An 18,892-nucleotide genomic window follows, 5' to 3' on the forward strand; every position below is an offset into this window, starting at 1 on the left:
AGCGCCGAGCTACTTGCCAACGTCAAATAATTAATTGACAATGGCAAATATCGAGGTGATCCCATGCTATCGAAAGCTTCGCCGTCAAGCGCCGTGGCCGAACAGGTCACGGGCGACCATGTGGCGGCGGTCCGCGCCTTCAACCGCTTCTACACCCGCAAGCTCGGTGTGCTCGACCAGCACCTCGGCAAGAGCCCGTTCTCGCTCAGCGAGGCGCGGGTGCTCTACGAACTCGCCCATCGCGACGACCTTGCGGCAAAAGAGATCGGCAGCGAGCTCGGTCTCGATCCCGGCTATCTCAGCCGCATCGTCCAGAGCTTCGACGAAAAGGGGCTGATCACGCGAAAGCCCCTGCCCGCGGACCGCAGGCAATACCAGCTCAGCCTCACCGCCAAGGGCCGGCAGGCCTTCGCCAAGCTGAACCTGAGCTCGCAAAACGAGGTCGCCGCGATGCTGGCTCAGCTCTCGCCCGGCGATGCCACGCGGCTCACACAGGCCATGGCGACCATCGAGGCCGTGCTGGAGCAACGCCGAAGCCAGCCCGCGTCCTTCATGCTGCGCAGCCATCGCGTCGGCGACATGGGCTGGGTCGTCTCCCGCCAGGCTGCCGCCTACGCCGCGGACTACAACTGGGACATCAGCTACGAGGCGCTGGTCGCCGAGATCTGCGCGCAGTTCATCAGGAATTACGACGCCGCGCGCGAGCACTGCTGGATCGCGGAGGTCGGCGGCGAGCCGGTCGGCTCGGTGTTCCTGGTCAAGGCCACGGACGAGATCGCCAAGCTCCGCCTGTTGCAGGTGGAGAAGAAAGCACGGGGCCTCGGTGTCGGCCGCGCACTGGTCGAGCAATGCATCCAGGGCGCTCGCGAACGCGGCTACAGCAAGATGACGCTGTGGACGCAGAGCATCCTCGTTGCCGCACGCGGGATCTACAAGAGTACGGGATTCAAGCTGGTCGCGACCGAGCCGCATCGCAGCTTTGGTGCCGACCTGGTCGGAGAGACGTGGGAGCTGGATCTCTGATCTCGGTGCGGGCGCGATGCGCATTGCTGCGCCCTCTCCCCTTGCGGGAGAGGGCATCTCCGGTGGCGGACACACACTCGCTTGGGTGAGGGGTATGTCTCCGCGAGCATCAGTGCAAGCGGATAGATACCCCTCATCCGGCGCTTCGCGCCACCTTCTCCCGCAAGGGGAGAAGGGAAGAAAGCATCATCGTCCGCAATCACACCGTCGCGCCCTGCGCCTTCGGCCTGCGCAGATGCTCGTCCAGCCGCGGCATGATCTCGACGAAGTTGCAGGGGCGCGTGCGGTAGTCGAGCTGGGCCGCCAGGATGCCGTCCCAGCCGTCGCGGCAGGCGCCGGGCGAGCCGGGCAGGCAGAAGATGTAGGTCGCGCCGGCGACGCCCGCCGTGGCGCGGCTCTGGATCGTTGATGTCCCGATCTTGGCGTGGCTCAGCAGATGGAAGGCGATCGAGAAGCCGTCCATGCGCTTCTCGAACAGCGGCTCGATCGCCTCCGGCGTGACGTCGCGTCCGGTAAAGCCGGTGCCGCCGGTGGTGATGACGACGTCGACGCCGCTATCGGCAATCCAGCGGCGGATCACGGCGCGGATCGCCTCGACATCGTCGGTAACGATCTCGCGCGCGGCGAGATGATGGCCCGCGGCGGTGAGACGGTCGGCGAGGGTCTGGCCGGACTTGTCATCCGCCAGCGCGCGCGTGTCGGACACCGTGAGCACCGCGATGTTGAGCGGGATGAATTGTTTGGATTCGTCGATGGAGGCCATTTGCGCTTCTTTCGTGTCCCGGACGCGATGCAGCGCGTCAGCGGTGCGTCGCAGAGCCGGGACCCATTTCGGAGGCTTGGGAGACCGGCAATGTGGGCCCCGGCTCTGCAGCGCATCACTTCGTGCTGCGCAGCGTCCGGGGCAAGTCCTCGCCTACAACCCTCCGGCGCCGAACGTGTTGCAGGCCTGGACCGTGCCCTGCTGGTAGCCGGTCATGAACCATTGCTTGCGTTGCGCCGCCGAGCCGTGGGTGAAGGAGTCGGGCACGACGCGGCCGGTGGCCTGGCGCTGCAGCGTGTCGTCGCCGATCGCGCTCGCCGTGCTCAGCGCGGCCTCGATGTCGCCGGGCTCGAGGAAGTTCGGACGCTTCTTCGCCTCGCGGTTGACCCAGACGCCGGACAGGCAGTCGGCCTGCAGCTCGACCTTCACCTGGAGCGCATTGGCTTCGGCCTTCGAGCCAACCTGCTGCTGCAGCCGCGTCACGCGCGGAATGATGCCGAGCAGGTTCTGGATGTGATGGCCGGCTTCATGCGCGATGATGTAGGCCGTGGTGAAATTGCACGCCGACTTGCCGGAGCAGCCGCGGAAGCGCGTCTCGACCTCGCGGAAAAAGCCGGTGTCGAGGAAGATGGTCCGGTCGGGCGGACAATAGAACGGGCCCATCGCCGACTGCGCCATGCCGCAGCGCCCGCCGTTGGTGGCGTTGCGGAACAGCACGATCTTCGGACCGGTATAGGTCTGGCCGCTGGCCTGGAAGATCTCGGTCCAGCGATCGTCGATCTCGCCGAGGATGCCGGAGATCATGCTGCCCATCTCGTCGGTCGGCGCGCCGCGCTTGCCGGAGGAGGCCTGGCGATCGGTCTGGTAGCTCGGCGCATGGCCGCCGCCGGTGAGGATCTCGGCGCCGCCGATCAGGATGCGGGGATCGATGCCGAAGGCGTAGCCGACCAGGCCGAGGATGATGATGGTGCCGATGCCGAGCCCGCCGCCGCCCATCGGCAGGCCGAACCCGCCTCCCCCGCCGCCAAAGCCGCCACCTTCGTCGCGACGATCCTCGATGTCGTCGCTGCGGCGGAAGTCATCGTAGCGCATGGCGGCCTTTCCTCTGGGGTCCCTGATTTAAGTTTCGACGGCGCACGGAAACGCGAAAGCTCAACGCGCCACATACGTAAAATTTCCGTTGCTTTTATCAATATCGTGGCCGGCAAAAATTGCCTAGTGCGACAGCCTGTCGACGCCAGCAAATTTTTCCGAGGGCCGAGCAGTTTTTTCCGAGAGAAATTTACGGCCTTTTTGCCGCCACGATCGATCCCGCGAGCCGCGCGAGCGCGAAATACACTGTAAAACAAGGCGAACGCACACGACAACTCATGCACGAAGGATGATGCGAGGACTGCTCACGAAAGCGGCGGGTTAAGTCGATTTTTACTTTGCCCCTTCAATGTAACGGTCAGTCGGTTGTTTGGTCCCGCGTCGCCGACAGCGTCGCCTGAGTCAGAGTTCTTGAGTCATGGTAGAGTCGCGTCGCGGGGCGTCTGCAAGGGCGCCCCGCACAAATTTTGAGTCCCCTTCGCATCGCATCATCCTCGGCGATTGCGTCGCCGAGATGTCGAAGCTCCAGGCAGCCAGTGTCGACCTGGTGTTTGCCGACCCCCCCTACAATCTGCAGCTCAAGGGCGATCTCAAGCGCCCCGACGAATCCCATGTCGATGCCGTCAACGACGACTGGGACAAGTTCGATTCGTTTGCCGCCTATGACGATTTCACCCGCGCCTGGCTGCTCGCCGCACGCCGCGCCATGAAGCCGTCGGCAACCATCTGGGTGATCGGCTCCTATCACAACATCTTCCGCGTCGGCGCCATCATGCAGGACCTCGGCTTCTGGCTGCTGAACGACATCGTCTGGCGCAAGACCAACCCGATGCCGAATTTCCGCGGCCGCCGCTTCACCAACGCGCACGAGACCATGATCTGGGCCGCGCGTGACGAAAAAGCCAAGGGCTACACGTTCAACTACGAGGCGCTGAAGGCCGCCAACGAGGACGTGCAGGCGCGGTCCGACTGGCTGATCCCGCTCTGCACCGGCGACGAGCGCCTCAAGGGCGCCGACGGCAAGAAAGTGCATCCGACGCAGAAGCCGGAAGGCCTGCTGGCGCGCGTGCTGCTGTCCTCGTCCAAGCCCGGCGATCTCGTGATCGATCCCTTCAACGGCACCGGCACCACCGGTGCGGTCGCCAAGCGCCTCGGCCGCTCCTATATCGGCTTCGAGCGCGACAAGACCTACGCCAAGGCCGCCGAGGCGCGGATCGCCAAGGTCGAGCCGCTGCCGGAAGAGAGCCTTGCCCCATTCATGACCGCGCGCGAGGCACCGCGCGTTGCGTTCTCCGAGCTGATCGAGCGCGGCATGATCATGCCCGGCACCAAATTGTTCGACGCCAAGAAGAAGCTAGGGGCGCTGGTGCGCGCCGACGGCGCCATCATGCTCGGCGACAAGGTCGGCTCGATCCACCGCATCGGCGCGGTGGCGCAAGGCGCGCAGGCCTGCAACGGCTGGACCTTCTGGCACGTCGAGACCAAGAAGGGCCTCAAGCTGATCGACGAGCTCCGCGCCGAGATCCGCGCCGGCATGGCGGCGGAGTAGTTTTCCGCCGTCGCCCGCCCGGGAATGACGGAGTGTTGATCAACGACGTGCTCATTCGGGACTAGGATCACCCTGTCCAAACGTTCTGACGGGCCGGCTCGCCATGCGACGACAGTCCGAGACATTGCTGCTGGTGCCGCTGCTGCCGATCTTCCTGATCGGCATGTTTCCGATGTTCCTGATCGCGCTGCTCGGGTTTTTCGGCCTGGCGCTGTTCGGCGTGCTCGTGATCTGCGTCGGGCTCGCCAGCAGCAACGAGGCCCACGATACTTTCAACCAAGACGTCATCGTTCACGGCTATGCGCGCGGTTCGGAGCGCGCGGCGCGGGCCTCCGACATGCATCTCGCCGCCCGGCTCGGCCTGCGGCTAGAGGCCGTGGGCGCGGCCATGGTCATCGCGGCGGCAATCGGCCTCTGTTACGCCGCCTGATCTGCGTACCGCGCAGACACCGCCCGGCAAACTCGCCGGTTGCTCTCTCCGACGAGGTTCAGGCAAGACAGGCTCGCCCAACGACGCCGCGTCCGCGCGCGGCCATAGACACCGGGGAGATGCTTGATGCTCAAGTTCTATTTCAATGGATCACCTAACCCGACCAAGGTCGCGCTCTATCTCGAAGAATCCGGCCTGCCTTTCGAGCCGGTGAAGATCGACACCCGCAAGGGCGAGCAGTTCACGCCGGAATTCCTCAAGATCAATCCGAACGGCAAGGTGCCGGCGATCGACGATGGCGGCACCATCGTGTTCGATTCGAACGCCATCCTGCTCTATCTCGCCGAGAAGACCGGCCAATTCCTCCCCTCCAACCGCGCCGAATTGCTGTCGTGGCTGATGTTCGTCGCGAGCGGCGTCGGGCCCTTTTCCGGTCAGGCCGTGCACTTCAAGCATTTCGCACCGAAGGACCAGAACCACGACTACGCCCACAACCGCTACCAGTACGAGACCGACCGCCACTACAAGGTTCTCGACAGCCACCTGGAAGGCCGCCGCTACATGGTCGGCGACAGCTATTCGATCGTCGACATGGCGCTGTGGGGCTGGGCGCGGATGGTGCCGTTCAAGCTCGGCGACGACGCCTTTGCGCGATACCCGAACGTGAAGCGGCTGTTCGACGAGATCTCGGCGCGCCCGGCGGCGGCGCGCGCCATCGCCCTGAAGGACAAGTTCACCTTCAAGGCCGAAATGGACGACGAAGCGCGCGCCAACATGTTCAAGCACATGACGACCAAGGTGGCCTGATCGCGCCGCGCCGCTCTCGAGGCCACGCGCATGCGCGTGGCCTTTGGCGTTCGAGACGTCAGGCGGCGTGGACCGAGCGCAGGAACTTGGCCACTTCCTGCTTCAGCCGGTTGCTGTCGGCCGAGAGCGAACGCGCCGCCGACAGCACCTGCGAGGAGGCCGAGCCCGTCTCGGAGGCGCCGCGCTGCACGTCGCCGATATTGGACGAGACGAGCTGGGTGCCCTGGGCCGCCTGCTGGACGTTGCGGGAGATCTCCTGCGTCGCCGCGCCCTGCTGCTCCACCGCGGCCGCGACGGTCGACGAGATCTCCGACAGCCGCTCGATGGTGCCGCTGATCTCCCTGATCGAGCCGACCGACTCCTCGGTCGCGGCCTGGATGCCGGAGACCTGCTGGGCGATCTCGCCGGTGGCCTTGGCCGTCTGCTCGGCGAGCGCCTTGACCTCGGTCGCGACCACAGCAAAGCCGCGGCCGGCTTCGCCCGCACGCGCCGCCTCGATCGTGGCGTTCAGCGCCAAGAGGTTGGTCTGGCCGGCGATGGTGCTGATCAGCTCGACGACGTCACCGATCCGCGCGGCGGCCTTGGACAGGGCGCCGACGCGCTCGTTGGTCCGGCTCGCCTGACCGACAGCCTCGGTGGCGATGCGGGCGGATTCCTGCACCTGGCGGGCGATCTCGGAGACCGAGGAGGAAAGCTCCTCGGTCGCCGAGGCGACCGCCTGCACATTGGCCGAGGCCTCCTGCGAGGCGCTGGCGACCCCCGTCGAGAGGTCCTGGGCCCGCGCGGCGGTCGTGGTCAACGTGCCCGCGGAGGCTTCGAGCTCGCTCGATGCCGACGACACCGTGTTGACGATCTCGCCGACCGCCTGCTCGAACTGATCGGCGAGCCTGGCCATGTCTTCCTTGCGGCTCTCGGCCTGCCGCGTCTCCAGTTCGGCCTGCTCGGCGCGCATGCGCTCGGTCTCGATCATGTTGTCCTTGAACACCTGGATCGCTTTCGCCATGTCGCCGATCTCGTCGGCCTTGCCGCGCCCGGGAATCTCGACCTCGAGATTGCCGCCGGCAAGCCGCCCCATCGCCTGCGTCATCGAGGTCAGCGGACCGACGATGCTGCGTGCGATCAGGACGGCGACGATGCCGCCGAACAGGATGGCGAGGATGCCTGCGATCTCCTGAACCGTCGTCGTTCCCGCAAGCACGGCTTCGGCGTTGTTCCGCGAGTCCTGATAGTCCTTCTTCAAGGTCGTTTCCGCGGTCTTGAGCTTGCCGATGCTGTCGACGATGAGAGGCGCGAGGTTCTTGTGGTAGATCTCGTCGGCCTGAAGCATCGCGGCCGACGTCGCCTCGAACGCCGACTTGTAGAGGGCGAGCGAAGTCTTCACCGGCGCGAGCGCAGCTCGCAGCTCCGCCGCCTGCGGGCTCTTTTCGAGCGCCGCGAGCCGTTGCGCAGCCCTGTCCACGCTCGCCCTGAAGGTCGCAGGTCCCTGGGTATCGCGCAGCGCCAGAAAACGCCAGTTTGCGATCCGCACGAGCAGGATGCGAGATTCGAGATCGGCGACGAGGGAAGCGGTATCTTCATCGACGGCGGCGCGCGCCACGTCGACGAGCTTGCCCGTCTTGGTGGCCAGCTCCTCGCCGCTCGGCAGCAGCGTCGCCTTGCCCGTTCTCGTCTCGTTGACAGCGTCGCCGAGATTGTCACGCAGGCGTCGCATTTTGGCGATGTCGTCGATCAGGCCGTTGTAGAGCGCGCGCCGCTCCTCGGACAGCGTCCCCTGCGCGCCGACCCGCAGCAGCTCGGTCGCGGCGGTTTCCCGCTCCTGCGCCTCCTTCATTGCGGATTCGTTGGCGTCGTAGACGTAGCGCAAATTGGCGCGCTGAATCGCCTGCAAATGGGCCGATATTTCCAGCACCCGCGCCGTGCTGTCCGAGAGGGCGGATTGTCTTGCGACCTGATCCTGCACGTCCCGCAAATTCCAGACGGCAACCACCGCCATCACGAGACCGACCGCCACCAGGGCCATGAAGCCTGCGTACAGGCGTCCCCTGATCCGCAAACGAAATTTCGGCATTCCCACTGTCCACCCAGATGCATGTGAATTCGAGGGACCGAACAACTCCGGCGATTGTCACGGCCACTCCGACAGCCGCACGCCGCGCCACTGGCGGCCTACGCTGCACCGCGACACAATGGGGGACACTTCTTAATTGAACCTTCAAATTCCTCGCGCGCGCGGTCTCGGCCCGCAGCAAATCTGCTGATTTTGTCGGCAGCTATGCAAAGCCGCATGCGAATGCGCCGGGCCATGCAGACCGATGCATGCCGTTCGTCAGGGATGCTTCCGGACCACCCGCACTGACGCCGGTGGTCCGAGGCTGCATCCTGTATTGCGCTATGTCCATCGGAGAGGCTTCTTCAGCTCGTACGAAATCTCCGACCGCGTCATTCCGAAGTCCAGAAGCTCCCGCTCGCTCATGGCGGCGAGCTGGCGATGAATCCGCGCGTGCTCTCGCCGGAGCCGCATGAACTCCGCCAGCTTGCGCCAGACCGATGCGACCCTCGCAGGCCGAAACGAAAGGCGCCAGCCGGCAGACCAGATCGTGCTCAAGCCAGTCAGCTCGCCGCCCTCGCGGGAGCTTGCGGAAACGGGCCGAGCGCCTTCTCGGTCAGGACCGAGTCGCAGTACTCGCGGATCTCCTTGATCTTGCCGTCCTCCAGGCGAAACACCAGGCAATAGTCGTTGTCGTAGCGTGCGCCCTCGGGCGTGACGTTGTCGCCCTTGGCTTCCACGACGACGATGTCGCCATCGGCGATGAAGCGATGGGCGACGGTGCGCGTGCGGTCGCGCAGGCGCGTGCGGACATAGCCGTGCAGATCTTTGAGGATCGCCTCCTTGCCGGCAAAGGTGCGCGACCAGGAATATTGCCCCGTCACGACCCATTTGGCGTCGTCGGCGAGACTTGCGGTGAACAGGGCGCGGTCGCGCGCGGCGGGATCGGGATTGGCGGCCGCGGCAAAGATATCCTGCAGCAGTTTCTTGTTGGCGCTCGCGTTCATGGCGGCATTCTCCTCGTGGTGACAACGCGGAGATCATCGCCGGGCCGACGGCATTCTTCAAATCGATATGAAATATGATATCTATTCACCTCATGAATTTGCATTCGCTCGACCTCAACCTGTTGACCGCGCTCGACGCATTGCTGCGCGAGGCCAATGTCAGCCGCGCGGCCATGAGGATCGGCCTGTCCCAGCCGGCGACGAGCCACGCGTTGCAGCGCCTGCGCGACATCTTCGGTGATCCGCTGCTGGTGCGCACGGGCGCACGAATGGAGCTGACGCTCCGGGCCCAGGCCCTGCGCGCACCGCTGGCGCAGGCGCTCGACCAGGTGCGCGGGCTGTTCGTGCCTGACGACTTCGATGCCGCGCGCAGCGAGCGGCAATTCCGCCTGATGATGCCGGATCTCGCGGTCGAGCTGTTGATGCCGAAGTTGATGGCGAAAGTCACGCGCCTTGCCCCCAATGTCCGCATCGACGTGGTGCCGTGGCGGGGACCGGCAATCTTCCACGCCGAGTTCGCCCGCACCATCGACCTCGTGATCTCGATCGGCAATGCCTTCAAGGGCTTTCACCGGCAATTGCTCTATACCGACAGCGATGCGCTTGCGGTCCGGCGCGGCCACCCCATGGCCGCGAAGCTGAAGCGGCGCGAGACCTTCCTCGCCGCGCGCCATGTCGGCGTCATCATCCGCGGCCAGCAGGAGGACCTGATCGACACTTGGCTGCGAGCCAAGGGCATCGAGCGGCACGTTTCGCTGGTGGTGTCAGGCTATCTCGAAGCGCTGCACGTCGCCGCGCGCACCGATCTCGTCGCCTTCGTGCCGCGCCGGCTGATCGCCGCGCTGTCGCAGCAGCTCGGCGTCGTCGCGGTGACGCCGCCGCTCGATCCCGGGATCGACGAGCAGTTCATGTTCCATCCGACGCGCGCGCAGATGGATCCCGGCTCGATCTGGCTGCGGCGGCTGATGCTGGAGACCGGGCGGGAGCTGGAGCAAGCCAGGCGGAAGCTCCCGTAGGGTGGGCAAAGCGGAGCGTGCCCACACTTCTGTTGCAATCTTGGGAAGATGGTGGGCACGGCGCTCTGCGCCTTTGCCCACCCTACAAGAGCTACGACAGCCGCGCGGCCTTACGCCTTCTGCGCCGCCATCACCTTGCTCACCGCGGGACGATCGGTCATGCGCTTGAAGTGATCGGCGATCCTCGGCGTCGCATTGATGTCGACGCTGTCGCCTTCGAGCCAGGTCGAGAGCGTGTAGAGGTAGGGATCGCAGACCGTGTATTGATCGCCCATCACCCAGGGGCCCCGAAACATCTTCTGCTCGATCAGCTTGAAGCAGGCGGCCATGGTCTTCGGCACCATCGCCTTCATGTCGGCGAACGAGCTCTCCTCCGTCGCCCAGCGCGCGCCGCGCATCTTGTGGGCGTGGTTGATGTGAACGGTCGAGCAGAGATAGGAGTTGAACGACTGCACCTGCGCGAAGTCGAAGGGATCGTCGAGCGGCGCGAGCTTCGCCTTGGGGAAGGTTTGCGCGAGATAGGCCAGCATCGCCGGCGTCTCGGTCAGCACGCCGCGGTCGGTGACCAGCGCCGGCACCCGGCCCTTCGGGTTGATGGCGAGATAGTCCGGGCTGTTCTGCTGGTTGTCCTTGAAGCTCAGCCGTTCGGCGGTGTAGTCGGCGCCGGCCTCTTCCAGGGTGATGTAGGTGGCGAGCGCGCAGGTGCCGGTGGCGTAGTAGAGCTTGAGCATGTCGGACCTCATGGGGAAAACCGGAGGTTAACGGTCCACCGCCGCGCCGTCCATAGGCGGCCTGTTCGCAGTTGCCCACGGCCGCCTGGCTGTGCGAAGACGCCGTCAATCGGAGGGGGATTTGTCATGACCGTACTCATCGCCGGTGGCGGCATCGGCGGGCTCACGCTTGCGCTCAGCCTGCATCAAATCGGCGTTCCCGTGAAAGTGTTCGAGAGCGTCGCGGAACTGAAGCCGCTCGGCGTCGGCATCAATGTGCTGCCGCATGCGGTGCGCGAGCTGATCGAGCTCGGCCTGCTGGACAGGCTGGACGCCAGCGGCGTGCGGACGCGCGAGCTCGCCTATTTCTCCAAGCACGGCAAGCCGATCTGGAGCGAGCCGCGCGGCCTCGAGGCCGGTTACAAATGGCCGCAATTCTCGATTCATCGCGGCACGCTCCAGCAGATCCTGCTCGACACCGCTGTCGAGCGGCTCGGCCGTGACAACATCCTCACCAGCCATCATCTGACCGGCTGGAGCGAGACGGCGGGCGGCGTGCGCGCCGACTTCGTCGACAGGGCGACCGGCAAGGCCGGCGGCACGTACGAGGGCGCAATCCTGATCGCCGCCGACGGCATCCATTCCGCCGCGCGCGAAAAGCTCTATCCGAACGAAGGCCCGCCGATCTGGAACGGCCGCATCCTCTGGCGCGGCGTCACGCCGGCAAAGGCCTTCCTGACGGGCCGCACCATGATCATGGCCGGCCACGAGATCCTGAAATTCGTCTGCTATCCGATCTCGAAAGAACCGGATGCGGCGGGCAACCACCTCATCAACTGGGTCGCCGAGCGGCACATGCCGCCGACCTATCAGTGGCGGCGCGAGGACTACAACCGCACCGCGCGGCTGGAAGAGTTCCTGCCCTGGTTCGAAAGCTGGACGTTCGACTGGCTCGACGTGCCCGCCCTGATCAGGAACTGCCCGCACGCCTATGAATATCCGCTGGTGGACCGCGATCCGGTGTCGCAATGGACCTTCGGCAAGGTCACGCTGATGGGCGATGCCGCGCATCCGATGTACCCGATCGGCTCGAACGGCGCCTCGCAGGCGATCCTCGACGCGCGCGTCATCACGCGCGAAATCCTGGCGCATGGCCCGACGCAGGCGGCACTGCTCGCCTATGAAGCCGAGCGGCGTCCCGCGACGACCGACCTCGTCCTGCTCAACCGCAAGAACGGCCCCGAGCAGGTGATGCAGCTGGTCGAGGAGCGCGCGCCCGATGGCTACAACGTGGTCACCGACGTCTTGTCGCAGCAGGAGCTGGAGGACATCGCCGCCAACTACAAGCGCGTCGCAGGCTTCCAGGTCGAGGCGCTGAATGCGAAGCCGCCTATCGTGAGCAAAGACGCACGCCTGAAGGCATGATACTCCAAAGAGCGAGATGCACGTTGATGCGCCCTCTCCCCTTGCGGGAGAGGGCCGCGGCGCTGGTCAACGCAGACTCACTCGGGTGAGGGGTTGTTTCCGCGAGTCCAACTCGCATTTGAATTCGCTGAGAGATACCCCTCATCCGGCGCTTCGCGCCACCTTCTCCCGCAAGGGGAGAAGGGAAGAGGCTCCCGCGGAGAATCTATTTACCGACCACCCTCGCCGCCTCCAGCAGGCGCTCGCTGGCGCTTGCCGTCGCCAGCACGGTGCCGTCCTCCGTCATCAGCCTGGCTTCGACGAAGGCGATGGTCTTGCCGAGCTGCGTCACCCTGGCTTCGCCGATGATCGGGCCGGGCTTTGCGGGGCTGAGAAAATTCACGGTCATGCTGATCGTGGTGGTGTAGAGCTGGCCCTCGCTCATCACCAGCACCGCCGGACCCATGGTGTCGTCGAGCATGGCCGAGAGCATGCCACCCTGGATGAAACCCGCCGGGTTGCAGAATTCCGGCTTGCCTTCGAAACCGAGCTTGATCCAGCCCTCCTGCGGGCGGGCATCGAGCAGGCGCCAGCCGAGCAGCTCGGCGCAGGGCGGCCTACGGAAGTTATCGAGCGCGGTCTTGACCATGCGATATCTCCTTTGCTCCCTGTTAGCGCAAGGCTGCTGACAGCCTGCTGTCAGCAGGATGGATCCTAGAGACCCAAACCATGCGCGATGACCTTGCGCATGACGTTCGGCAGCGCTTCGCCGGCCAGGGTTGCGATCGGCACCCAACGCATGCCCTCGGGAGCGCGGGTGCCGGCTTCCACCTTCGCGGTATAGACCACCAACTCCAGCGGAAAATGCGTGAAGACGTGGGTGACGACGCCCACCTTGCGCTGCCAGCGTGACAATCCCTTCAGCTCCGGCGCCTGCTGCTTCGCCGCTGCATCGTCCTGGCCGGCGAGCCAGTCCGAGCCCGGCACCTCCGTCATGCCGCCGAGCAGGCCCTTTTCCGGCCGCGAGCGGACGAGCAGCTCGTCGCCGCCCGTGACCACGAAAGCGGCGCCGCGCCTGAGCGTCCCGCTCTTCTTCGGCGCCTTGCGTGGGAACGTCTCCTGGGTGCCTTGCGCGCGCGCCGTGCAGTCCTCGTTCAACGGACACAGGGAGCAGGCCGGCTTCTTCGGCGTGCAGATCGAGGCGCCGAGATCCATCAGCGCCTGCGCACTGTCGCCGGCGCGAGAATCCGCCAGCAGCGTCGCGGCAAGTTGCTGGATGAGCGGCTTGGCTTGCGGCAGCTCCTCCTCGACGGCGAACAGCCGCGACACCACGCGCTCGATATTGCCGTCGACCGGCATGGTGCGGCGGTCGAACGCGATCGCCGCAATCGCCGCCGCCGTATAGGGCCCGATCCCCGGCAGCGCGCGCAGCCCCTCCTCGGTATCCGGAAACACGCCGCGATGCTCGCGCGTCACCGCGACCGCGCAGGCATGGAGGTTGCGTGCGCGCGAATAATAGCCGAGCCCCGCCCACATCCGCAGCACGTCGTCCTGCGAGGCGCGTCCCAGCGCGGTGACGTCTGGCCAGCGCGCGACGAACTTTTCGAAATAGGGGCCGACCGCCTTCACCGTGGTCTGCTGGAGCATGATCTCGGACAGCCACACGCGATAGGGATCGGACGCCTCGCCCGGCGCGGCGCGCCAGGGCAGTCGGCGCCGGTGACGGTCGTACCATTGCAGGAGCGCGACCGGGCGCGATGAGGTCTCCGGCTGAGAAGGTTCCGACTTCGGCTTGCGTACGGATCTGGGGCTCATTCCTCACTGTAACGGCAATGCACTGGCCTCTCCACGTCATGCCCGCGCTGGTCGCGGGCATCCACGTCTTTCTTCGCAGCAAGAACGTGGATGGCCGGGACAAGCCAGGACAAGCCCGGCCATGACGGGCCTCGGGGGGTCTGTGGCCCGACGTCCAAAGTGCTATAAGGCCCCATGTCCAAATCCGGTCCCATCTTCAAGCCCGGCCCCATCAGCGCAAAACCGCTCGGGATCCTGCTCGACGACGTCTTCGCCGAGGCCTATGCCAAGCAGGGCTTTGCGGCGCGCGAGCTGGTGACGCGGTGGGCGCAGATTGCAGGTCCCGAGATCGCGGCCCATGCCGAGCCGCTCAAGATGCAATGGCCGCGGCCGGTCGAGGGGCAGCCGCAGGAGCCGGCAACGCTGGTGCTGCGGGTCGAGGGGCCGATGGCGCTGGAGATCCAGCACTCGGCCGACGTGATCCTGGAGCGGGTCAACCGCTTCTTCGGCTGGAGCGCGGTCGGCAAGCTCGCCTTCCGCCAGGCGCCGCTGTCGCGGCCGCAGGCCCGGAAGCGGCCCGGCCCGCCGGACCCCAAGGCCGTCGCCAAGGTGGCGGAGACCCTGACCGACATCGATGATGAAGAACTGAAGACGGCGCTGGCGCGCCTCGGGGCCGCCATCAAGCGAAATTGAGCCTCATTCCGCGGCCAAACTGGACCTGTCCGCAGCGCCCGCCATTGCCTCAAACGACGTTTCAAGCTAGCGACAGGCCGTCCGAGCCGGAACCTCGGGCGAACCTTGCCAATCCCGGGAGCCGACCTTGATCATCACCCGCCGCGCCTTCACCACGATGCTGTCGCTGACCGGGCTTGCAGCGCTGACCGGGCTCTCGCCGCTGCGGTTCATCTCGGACGCGATGGCGCAGTCGGCCGCCGATGTGGCCAAGCCGGTGTCGCTGCCCGACATGGCGCTCGGCCCGAAGGACGCCGCCGTCACCATTACCGAATACGCCTCGATGACCTGCCCGCACTGCGCCGCCTTCAACGAGCAGGTGTTCCCGAAGATCAAGAAGGAATACATCGACACCGGCAAGGTGCGTTACATCTTCCGCGAGTTCCCGCTCGACATCAAAGCCGCCGCCGGCTCGATGCTGTCGCGCTGCATCGCCAAGGACGACGCGCCGAAATACTTCGCGGTCACCGACATGCTGTTTCGCCAGCAGAACGACTGGGTGACGAAGAACACCACCGAGACACTGACGCGGATCGGCAAGCAGGCCGGCCTCACCCAGCAGCAGGTCGAAGCCTGCCTGAAGGACCAGGCGCTGCTCGACAAGATCGCCGCCGACCAGAAATACGCCAGCGACGTGCTCAAGGTGGACTCGACGCCGACCTTCTTCATCAACGGCGAAAAGATCAAGGGCGAGGCCTCGTTCGAGGAGTTCGCCAAGAAGATCAACCCGCTTCTGAAGAGCTGATTCGCTCGTCAAGATCCTGATTCGCATCTCGAAAGCCGTATCTTTCCCGGCATAAATCCCTTGGGAAAAGCGGCTTTCGCCGGTTGCCCTCGCGGCGCACCGCGGCCATTGTCCAGCCGCATGAGGCGCCTCGCGCGACTCGCCCGGATAGCGACATTGCCTTCCATGGTATTGTCCCGGCAGGGGGATTCGCGCCTGCCAACAGAGATGCGTGCTTATGAAAATCACCCGCCTGCGACTTCACGGCTTCAAGTCCTTCGTTGAGCCCACGGACTTCGTCATCGAGCCCGGCCTGACCGGCGTGGTCGGCCCCAACGGTTGCGGCAAGTCCAATCTCGTCGAAGCGCTGCGCTGGGCGATGGGCGAGACCTCGTACAAGTCGCTGCGCGCCTCCGACATGGACGCCGTGATCTTCGCCGGCTCCGGCAACCGTCCGGCGCGCAACCACGCCGAAGTGACGATGACGATCGACAATGCCGATCGCACCGCGCCGGCGGCGATGAACGACAGCCAGCTTCTGGAAATCTCCCGCCGCATCGAACGCGAGGCCGGCTCGGTCTACCGCATCAACGGCCGCGACGTGCGCGCCCGCGACGTGCAGATCCTGTTCGCCGATGCCGCCACCGGCGCGCGCTCGCCCGCACTCGTCCACCAGGGCAAGATCGGCGAGATCATCCAGGCCAAGCCCGAGCAGCGCCGCCGTGTGCTGGAAGACGCCGCCGGCGTCGCCGGCCTGCATGCCCGCCGTCACGAGGCCGAACTGCGTCTGAAGGCCGCCGAAACCAACCTCACCCGCGTCGAGGACGTGATCGGCCAGCTCTCCGGCCAGATGGAAGGCCTGAAGAAGCAGGCCCGCCAGGCCGTGCGCTATCGCGAGGTCGCGGCCAAGGTCCGCAAGGCCGAGGCCACGCTGTTCCATCTGCGCTGGATCGGCGCCCATGCGGACGTCAACGAATCCGGCCAGACCCACGACCTCGCCGTGCGCGAGATGGCCGAGCGCACCCAGCACCAGGCCGAGGCCGCCCGCATCCAGGCGATCCGCGCCGCCGAAATGCCGGCGCTGCGCGACGCTGAAGCGCGCGCCGCGGCCGGGCTGCAGCGCCTGACCAATGCCCGCGAGCAGCTCGACCGTGAGGAAGAGCGCGCCAAGGAGCGCGTCGCCGAGCTCGAGCGCCGCCTCGCCCAGTTCGAGGGCGACATCTCGCGCGCCCAGCAGCAGACCATGGATGCCGACGTCGCGCTGCAGCGGCTCGACGCGGAAGATGCGGAGCTGAAGGAAGAGATCAAGTCGCGCGTCGAGAAACGCTCCGGCGTCGACGAGCGCGTCGCCGAAGCCGAGGCGGTGCTGACCGAGACCGAGCAGCGCTTCGCCGAGCTCACCACCGCGCTCGCCGACCTCACTGCCAAGCGCAACCAGCTCGAAGCCAACGTTCGCACCCACCGCGACAAGCTCGCCCGTCTCGACCAGGAGATCGCCAACGTCACCGCGGAAGAGCAGAAGCTTGCCGCCGAGACCGGCGGCTTCGGCGATCTCGACGAGCTGACCGCGACGGTCGAGACCGCGGAGCAGACGCTGGCCGCGTCCGAAGCTGCGGCGCAGGCGAGCGAAGCTGCGCATGTCGCGGCACGCCAGACGCTGGAATCATCGCGCTCGCCGCTGGTCGAAGCGGACAAGCGCGTGCAGCGGCTCGAGACCGAGGCGCGCACGATCTCCAAGATCGTCAACGGCGAGACCAAGAATCTGTGGCCGCCGATCATCGACGGCATCACCGTCGACAAGGGCTTTGAAAAAGCGATCGGCGCTGCGCTCGGCGACGACCTCGATGCGCCGATCGACCCGTCGGCGCCGATGCGCTGGACCAATGTCGGACACACCGAGGGCGATCCGGAGCTGCCCGAAGGCGCCGTTCCGCTCTCCAACCATGTGCAGGCGCCGGCCGAGCTGGCGCGCCGCCTGGCGCAGATCGGCGTCGTCCCGCGCGAGCGCGGTGCCGAGCTGGTGTCGCAGCTCAAAACCGGCCAGCGGCTGGTCTCGCCCGAGGGCGACGTCTGGCGCTGGGACGGCTTCGTCGCCGCCGCGCATGCGCCGACCGGCGCGGCACGGCGCCTTGCCGAGCGCGCCCGCCTCGTCGACATCGAGAACGAGCTGGAGCAGGCTCGCATCGACGCGCAGATCAAGCGCCAGGCGCTGGAGAACGCCGAGTCCGAGCTGCAGATGGCAGCCAGCACCGAAGGCGCCAGCCGCGAAGCCTGGCGTGCCGCGCAGCGCGAGCTGAACGTCGCGCGCGAGCGCCATGCCAATGCCGAACGCGAGATCAGCCGACATGCCGCGCGCAAGGCGACGCTGTCGGAAGCGCACAGCCGCCTCGCCGCCGACCGCGCCGAAGCCGAGGCCGCCTACGAATATGCCGAGGCCGGCATCGGCGAGCTGCCGTCGAGCGAAGACACCGAGACCCAGCTCGCCGCGGTCCGCAGCGACATCGAAGGCCGCCGCCGCATGGCCGCCCAGGTCCGCGCCGAGGCGCAGGCGCTGGCACGCGAAGCCGAGCTCGCCGACCGCCGCGTGCAGGCGATCCTCGCCGAACGCACCGAGTGGCAGAACCGCAAGGAGAGCGCGGCCTCCCACATCGACACCATCCAGGCCCGTATCGCCGAGCTCACCATCGAGCGCAGCGAGCTCGAGAACGCCCCCGCCGTGTTCGCCGAGAAGCGCAGCGCGCTGATCACCGAGATCGAATACGCCGAGAACGACCGCCGCATGGCCGCCGACGCGCTCGCCACCGCGGAAACCGCAATGGCCGAGACCGACCGTGTCGCCAAGCTGACGCTCGAAGCCTTGTCGAGTGCCCGCGAGGCCACCGCCCGCGCCGAGGAGCGCATGGAAGGCGCCCGCCGCCGGCTGGAGGACATCGAGCGCGAGATCCGCGACATGCTCGAGGTCGAGCCGCAGGCCGTCGCCGGCCTTGCCGAGATCGAGCCCGGCGCCGAGCTGCCGCCGCTGCACGAGATCGAGGAAGACCTCGAAAAGATGCGCCGCGACCGCGAGCGGCTCGGTGCCGTCAACCTGCGCGCCGAGGAAGAGCTGCGCGAGGTCGAGACCCAGCACACCGGCCTCGTCACCGAGCGCGACGACCTGGTCGAAGCCATCAAGCGGCTGCGCCAAGGCATCCAGAGCCTCAACAAGGAAGCCCGCGAGCGGCTCCTGACCTCGTTCGACGTCGTCAACAACCACTTCAAACGCCTGTTCGTCGAGCTGTTCGGCGGCGGCGAGGCCGCGCTGCACCTGATCGAGAGCGACGACCCGCTGGAAGCCGGCCTCGAAATCATCGCCAAGCCGCCGGGCAAGAAGCCGCAGACGCTGTCGCTGCTCTCGGGCGGCGAGCAGGCGCTGACCGCGATGGCGCTGATCTTCGCGGTGTTCTTGACCAACCCTTCGCCGATCTGCGTGCTGGACGAAGTCGACGCGCCGCTCGACGACCACAACGTCGAACGCTACTGCAACCTTTTGCACGAGATGACTGGCTCGACCGACACCCGCTTCATCATCATCACGCACAACCCGATCACCATGGCGCGGATGAACCGGCTGTTCGGCGTCACCATGGCCGAGCGCGGCGTCTCGCAGCTGGTGTCGGTGAGCCTCGCCGAGGCCGTGGACATTCTCGACCAGAACGTGGCGTGAGCTTACGCTCGCGCCACACCCATTGACGTCATCATCCGCCTTGTGCGCAAATTGCGCACTGGAGCGGACTGATCCAGTACGCCTTCTCGGT

The 18,892-nt window shown here is 66.3% G+C and carries 17 protein-coding genes; 9 read left to right on the forward strand and 8 right to left on the reverse strand.

Translation table 11 applies throughout. The annotated features are described in order from the left end of the window. Window positions 1–63: 63 nt before the first annotated feature. On the forward strand, window positions 64–1,023 hold the full coding sequence (locus ACNJYA_RS31515) for a bifunctional helix-turn-helix transcriptional regulator/GNAT family N-acetyltransferase (protein ID WP_212259080.1): 960 nt from the start codon (window positions 64–66) through the stop codon (window positions 1,021–1,023). A 199-nt stretch (window positions 1,024–1,222) separates the two neighbouring features. Here the strand turns inward: ACNJYA_RS31515 and moaB are convergent, their stop codons facing one another. Continuing rightward, entirely contained in the window at window positions 1,223–1,786 is a 564-nt protein-coding gene (gene moaB, locus ACNJYA_RS31520; protein ID WP_212259079.1) for a molybdenum cofactor biosynthesis protein B, read from the reverse strand. Window positions 1,787–1,939: 153 nt separating this feature from the next. Further along, window positions 1,940–2,878: a KPN_02809 family neutral zinc metallopeptidase gene (gene ypfJ, locus ACNJYA_RS31525; RefSeq protein WP_260380313.1), complete on the reverse strand. Its 939-nt coding sequence runs from the start codon at window positions 2,876–2,878 to the stop codon at window positions 1,940–1,942. Between the two features lie 418 nt (window positions 2,879–3,296). Here ypfJ and ACNJYA_RS31530 point away from each other — a divergent pair, with 418 nt between their 5' ends. From ACNJYA_RS31530 to ACNJYA_RS31540, 3 genes are all read left to right on the forward strand, one after another. Beyond that, complete coding sequence (locus tag ACNJYA_RS31530) at window positions 3,297–4,427, forward strand: site-specific DNA-methyltransferase (RefSeq protein WP_172785940.1); 1,131 nt, start codon at window positions 3,297–3,299, stop codon at window positions 4,425–4,427. A gap of 103 nt (window positions 4,428–4,530) precedes the next feature. Beyond that, window positions 4,531–4,857, forward strand: coding sequence for a hypothetical protein (locus tag ACNJYA_RS31535; RefSeq protein ID WP_439401281.1), 327 nt, complete (start codon window positions 4,531–4,533; stop codon window positions 4,855–4,857). 126 nt (window positions 4,858–4,983) lie between these two features. Then, on the forward strand, window positions 4,984–5,664 hold the full coding sequence (locus ACNJYA_RS31540) for a glutathione S-transferase family protein (RefSeq protein WP_439401282.1): 681 nt from the start codon (window positions 4,984–4,986) through the stop codon (window positions 5,662–5,664). A gap of 58 nt (window positions 5,665–5,722) precedes the next feature. Here ACNJYA_RS31540 and ACNJYA_RS31545 read toward each other — a convergent pair whose 3' ends face one another. The 3 genes from ACNJYA_RS31545 to ACNJYA_RS31555 all read right to left on the reverse strand — a co-directional run bounded on the left by ACNJYA_RS31545 (window position 5,723) and on the right by ACNJYA_RS31555 (window position 8,718). Beyond that, complete coding sequence (locus ACNJYA_RS31545; protein ID WP_439401283.1) at window positions 5,723–7,732, reverse strand: HAMP domain-containing methyl-accepting chemotaxis protein; 2,010 nt, start codon at window positions 7,730–7,732, stop codon at window positions 5,723–5,725. 321 nt (window positions 7,733–8,053) lie between these two features. Continuing rightward, entirely contained in the window at window positions 8,054–8,185 is a 132-nt protein-coding gene (locus tag ACNJYA_RS31550; RefSeq protein ID WP_172785936.1) for a DUF1127 domain-containing protein, read from the reverse strand. A gap of 89 nt (window positions 8,186–8,274) precedes the next feature. Then, a complete protein-coding gene (locus ACNJYA_RS31555) occupies window positions 8,275–8,718 on the reverse strand; it encodes a nuclear transport factor 2 family protein (protein WP_212259074.1) in 444 nt (147 codons plus the stop codon). 92 nt (window positions 8,719–8,810) lie between these two features. Between ACNJYA_RS31555 and ACNJYA_RS31560 the strand changes: the two genes are divergently transcribed. Beyond that, entirely contained in the window at window positions 8,811–9,734 is a 924-nt protein-coding gene (locus ACNJYA_RS31560; RefSeq protein ID WP_439401284.1) for a LysR family transcriptional regulator, read from the forward strand. A 110-nt stretch (window positions 9,735–9,844) separates the two neighbouring features. Here ACNJYA_RS31560 and ACNJYA_RS31565 read toward each other — a convergent pair whose 3' ends face one another. After that, window positions 9,845–10,465 carry a glutathione S-transferase family protein gene (locus ACNJYA_RS31565; protein ID WP_172785933.1) on the reverse strand — a complete coding sequence of 207 codons (621 nt, stop codon included), beginning with the start codon at window positions 10,463–10,465 and terminating at the stop codon, window positions 9,845–9,847. Window positions 10,466–10,591: 126 nt separating this feature from the next. On the opposite strand from ACNJYA_RS31565, the gene ACNJYA_RS31570 reads away from it, so the two are divergent. Next, entirely contained in the window at window positions 10,592–11,869 is a 1,278-nt protein-coding gene (locus tag ACNJYA_RS31570) for a flavin-dependent oxidoreductase (RefSeq protein ID WP_439401285.1), read from the forward strand. 205 nt (window positions 11,870–12,074) lie between these two features. Here the strand turns inward: ACNJYA_RS31570 and ACNJYA_RS31575 are convergent, their stop codons facing one another. Together ACNJYA_RS31575 and mutY are read right to left on the reverse strand one after the other, a co-directional pair. Continuing rightward, a complete protein-coding gene (locus ACNJYA_RS31575) occupies window positions 12,075–12,497 on the reverse strand; it encodes a PaaI family thioesterase (protein WP_439401286.1) in 423 nt (140 codons plus the stop codon). A gap of 65 nt (window positions 12,498–12,562) precedes the next feature. After that, a complete protein-coding gene (mutY, locus tag ACNJYA_RS31580) occupies window positions 12,563–13,663 on the reverse strand; it encodes an A/G-specific adenine glycosylase (RefSeq protein WP_439401287.1) in 1,101 nt (366 codons plus the stop codon). Window positions 13,664–13,837: 174 nt separating this feature from the next. Here mutY and ACNJYA_RS31585 point away from each other — a divergent pair, with 174 nt between their 5' ends. From ACNJYA_RS31585 to smc, 3 genes are all read left to right on the forward strand, one after another. After that, on the forward strand, window positions 13,838–14,335 hold the full coding sequence (locus ACNJYA_RS31585) for a DUF721 domain-containing protein (RefSeq protein WP_212259069.1): 498 nt from the start codon (window positions 13,838–13,840) through the stop codon (window positions 14,333–14,335). A gap of 127 nt (window positions 14,336–14,462) precedes the next feature. After that, window positions 14,463–15,119, forward strand: a complete 657-nt coding sequence (locus tag ACNJYA_RS31590; protein ID WP_439401288.1) for a DsbA family protein — start codon at window positions 14,463–14,465, stop codon at window positions 15,117–15,119. 217 nt (window positions 15,120–15,336) lie between these two features. Next, window positions 15,337–18,801, forward strand: a complete 3,465-nt coding sequence (gene smc, locus ACNJYA_RS31595; protein ID WP_439401289.1) for a chromosome segregation protein SMC — start codon at window positions 15,337–15,339, stop codon at window positions 18,799–18,801. The last annotated feature ends 91 nt before the right edge of the window (window positions 18,802–18,892 follow it).

This window comes from Bradyrhizobium sp. BLXBL-01, from assembly GCF_051853025.1.
In the GTDB taxonomy this organism is placed as follows: domain Bacteria; phylum Pseudomonadota; class Alphaproteobacteria; order Rhizobiales; family Xanthobacteraceae; genus Bradyrhizobium.

Excerpts from the sequence above, each read along its gene's own strand:
- ACNJYA_RS31515 (WP_212259080.1), top strand. The coding sequence starts at position 64 with ATGCTATCGAAAGCTTCGCCGTCAAGCGCCGTGGCCGAACAGGTCACG.
- moaB (WP_212259079.1), bottom strand. The coding sequence starts at position 1,786 with ATGGCCTCCATCGACGAATCCAAACAATTCATCCCGCTCAACATCGCG.
- ypfJ (WP_260380313.1), bottom strand. The coding sequence starts at position 2,878 with ATGCGCTACGATGACTTCCGCCGCAGCGACGACATCGAGGATCGTCGC.
- ACNJYA_RS31530 (WP_172785940.1), top strand. The coding sequence starts at position 3,297 with ATGGTAGAGTCGCGTCGCGGGGCGTCTGCAAGGGCGCCCCGCACAAAT.
- ACNJYA_RS31535 (WP_439401281.1), top strand. The coding sequence starts at position 4,531 with ATGCGACGACAGTCCGAGACATTGCTGCTGGTGCCGCTGCTGCCGATC.
- ACNJYA_RS31540 (WP_439401282.1), top strand. The coding sequence starts at position 4,984 with ATGCTCAAGTTCTATTTCAATGGATCACCTAACCCGACCAAGGTCGCG.
- ACNJYA_RS31545 (WP_439401283.1), bottom strand. The coding sequence starts at position 7,732 with ATGCCGAAATTTCGTTTGCGGATCAGGGGACGCCTGTACGCAGGCTTC.
- ACNJYA_RS31550 (WP_172785936.1), bottom strand. The coding sequence starts at position 8,185 with ATGCGGCTCCGGCGAGAGCACGCGCGGATTCATCGCCAGCTCGCCGCC.
- ACNJYA_RS31555 (WP_212259074.1), bottom strand. The coding sequence starts at position 8,718 with ATGAACGCGAGCGCCAACAAGAAACTGCTGCAGGATATCTTTGCCGCG.
- ACNJYA_RS31560 (WP_439401284.1), top strand. The coding sequence starts at position 8,811 with ATGAATTTGCATTCGCTCGACCTCAACCTGTTGACCGCGCTCGACGCA.
- ACNJYA_RS31565 (WP_172785933.1), bottom strand. The coding sequence starts at position 10,465 with ATGCTCAAGCTCTACTACGCCACCGGCACCTGCGCGCTCGCCACCTAC.
- ACNJYA_RS31570 (WP_439401285.1), top strand. The coding sequence starts at position 10,592 with ATGACCGTACTCATCGCCGGTGGCGGCATCGGCGGGCTCACGCTTGCG.
- ACNJYA_RS31575 (WP_439401286.1), bottom strand. The coding sequence starts at position 12,497 with ATGGTCAAGACCGCGCTCGATAACTTCCGTAGGCCGCCCTGCGCCGAG.
- mutY (WP_439401287.1), bottom strand. The coding sequence starts at position 13,663 with ATGAGCCCCAGATCCGTACGCAAGCCGAAGTCGGAACCTTCTCAGCCG.
- ACNJYA_RS31585 (WP_212259069.1), top strand. The coding sequence starts at position 13,838 with ATGTCCAAATCCGGTCCCATCTTCAAGCCCGGCCCCATCAGCGCAAAA.
- smc (WP_439401289.1), top strand. The coding sequence starts at position 15,337 with ATGAAAATCACCCGCCTGCGACTTCACGGCTTCAAGTCCTTCGTTGAG.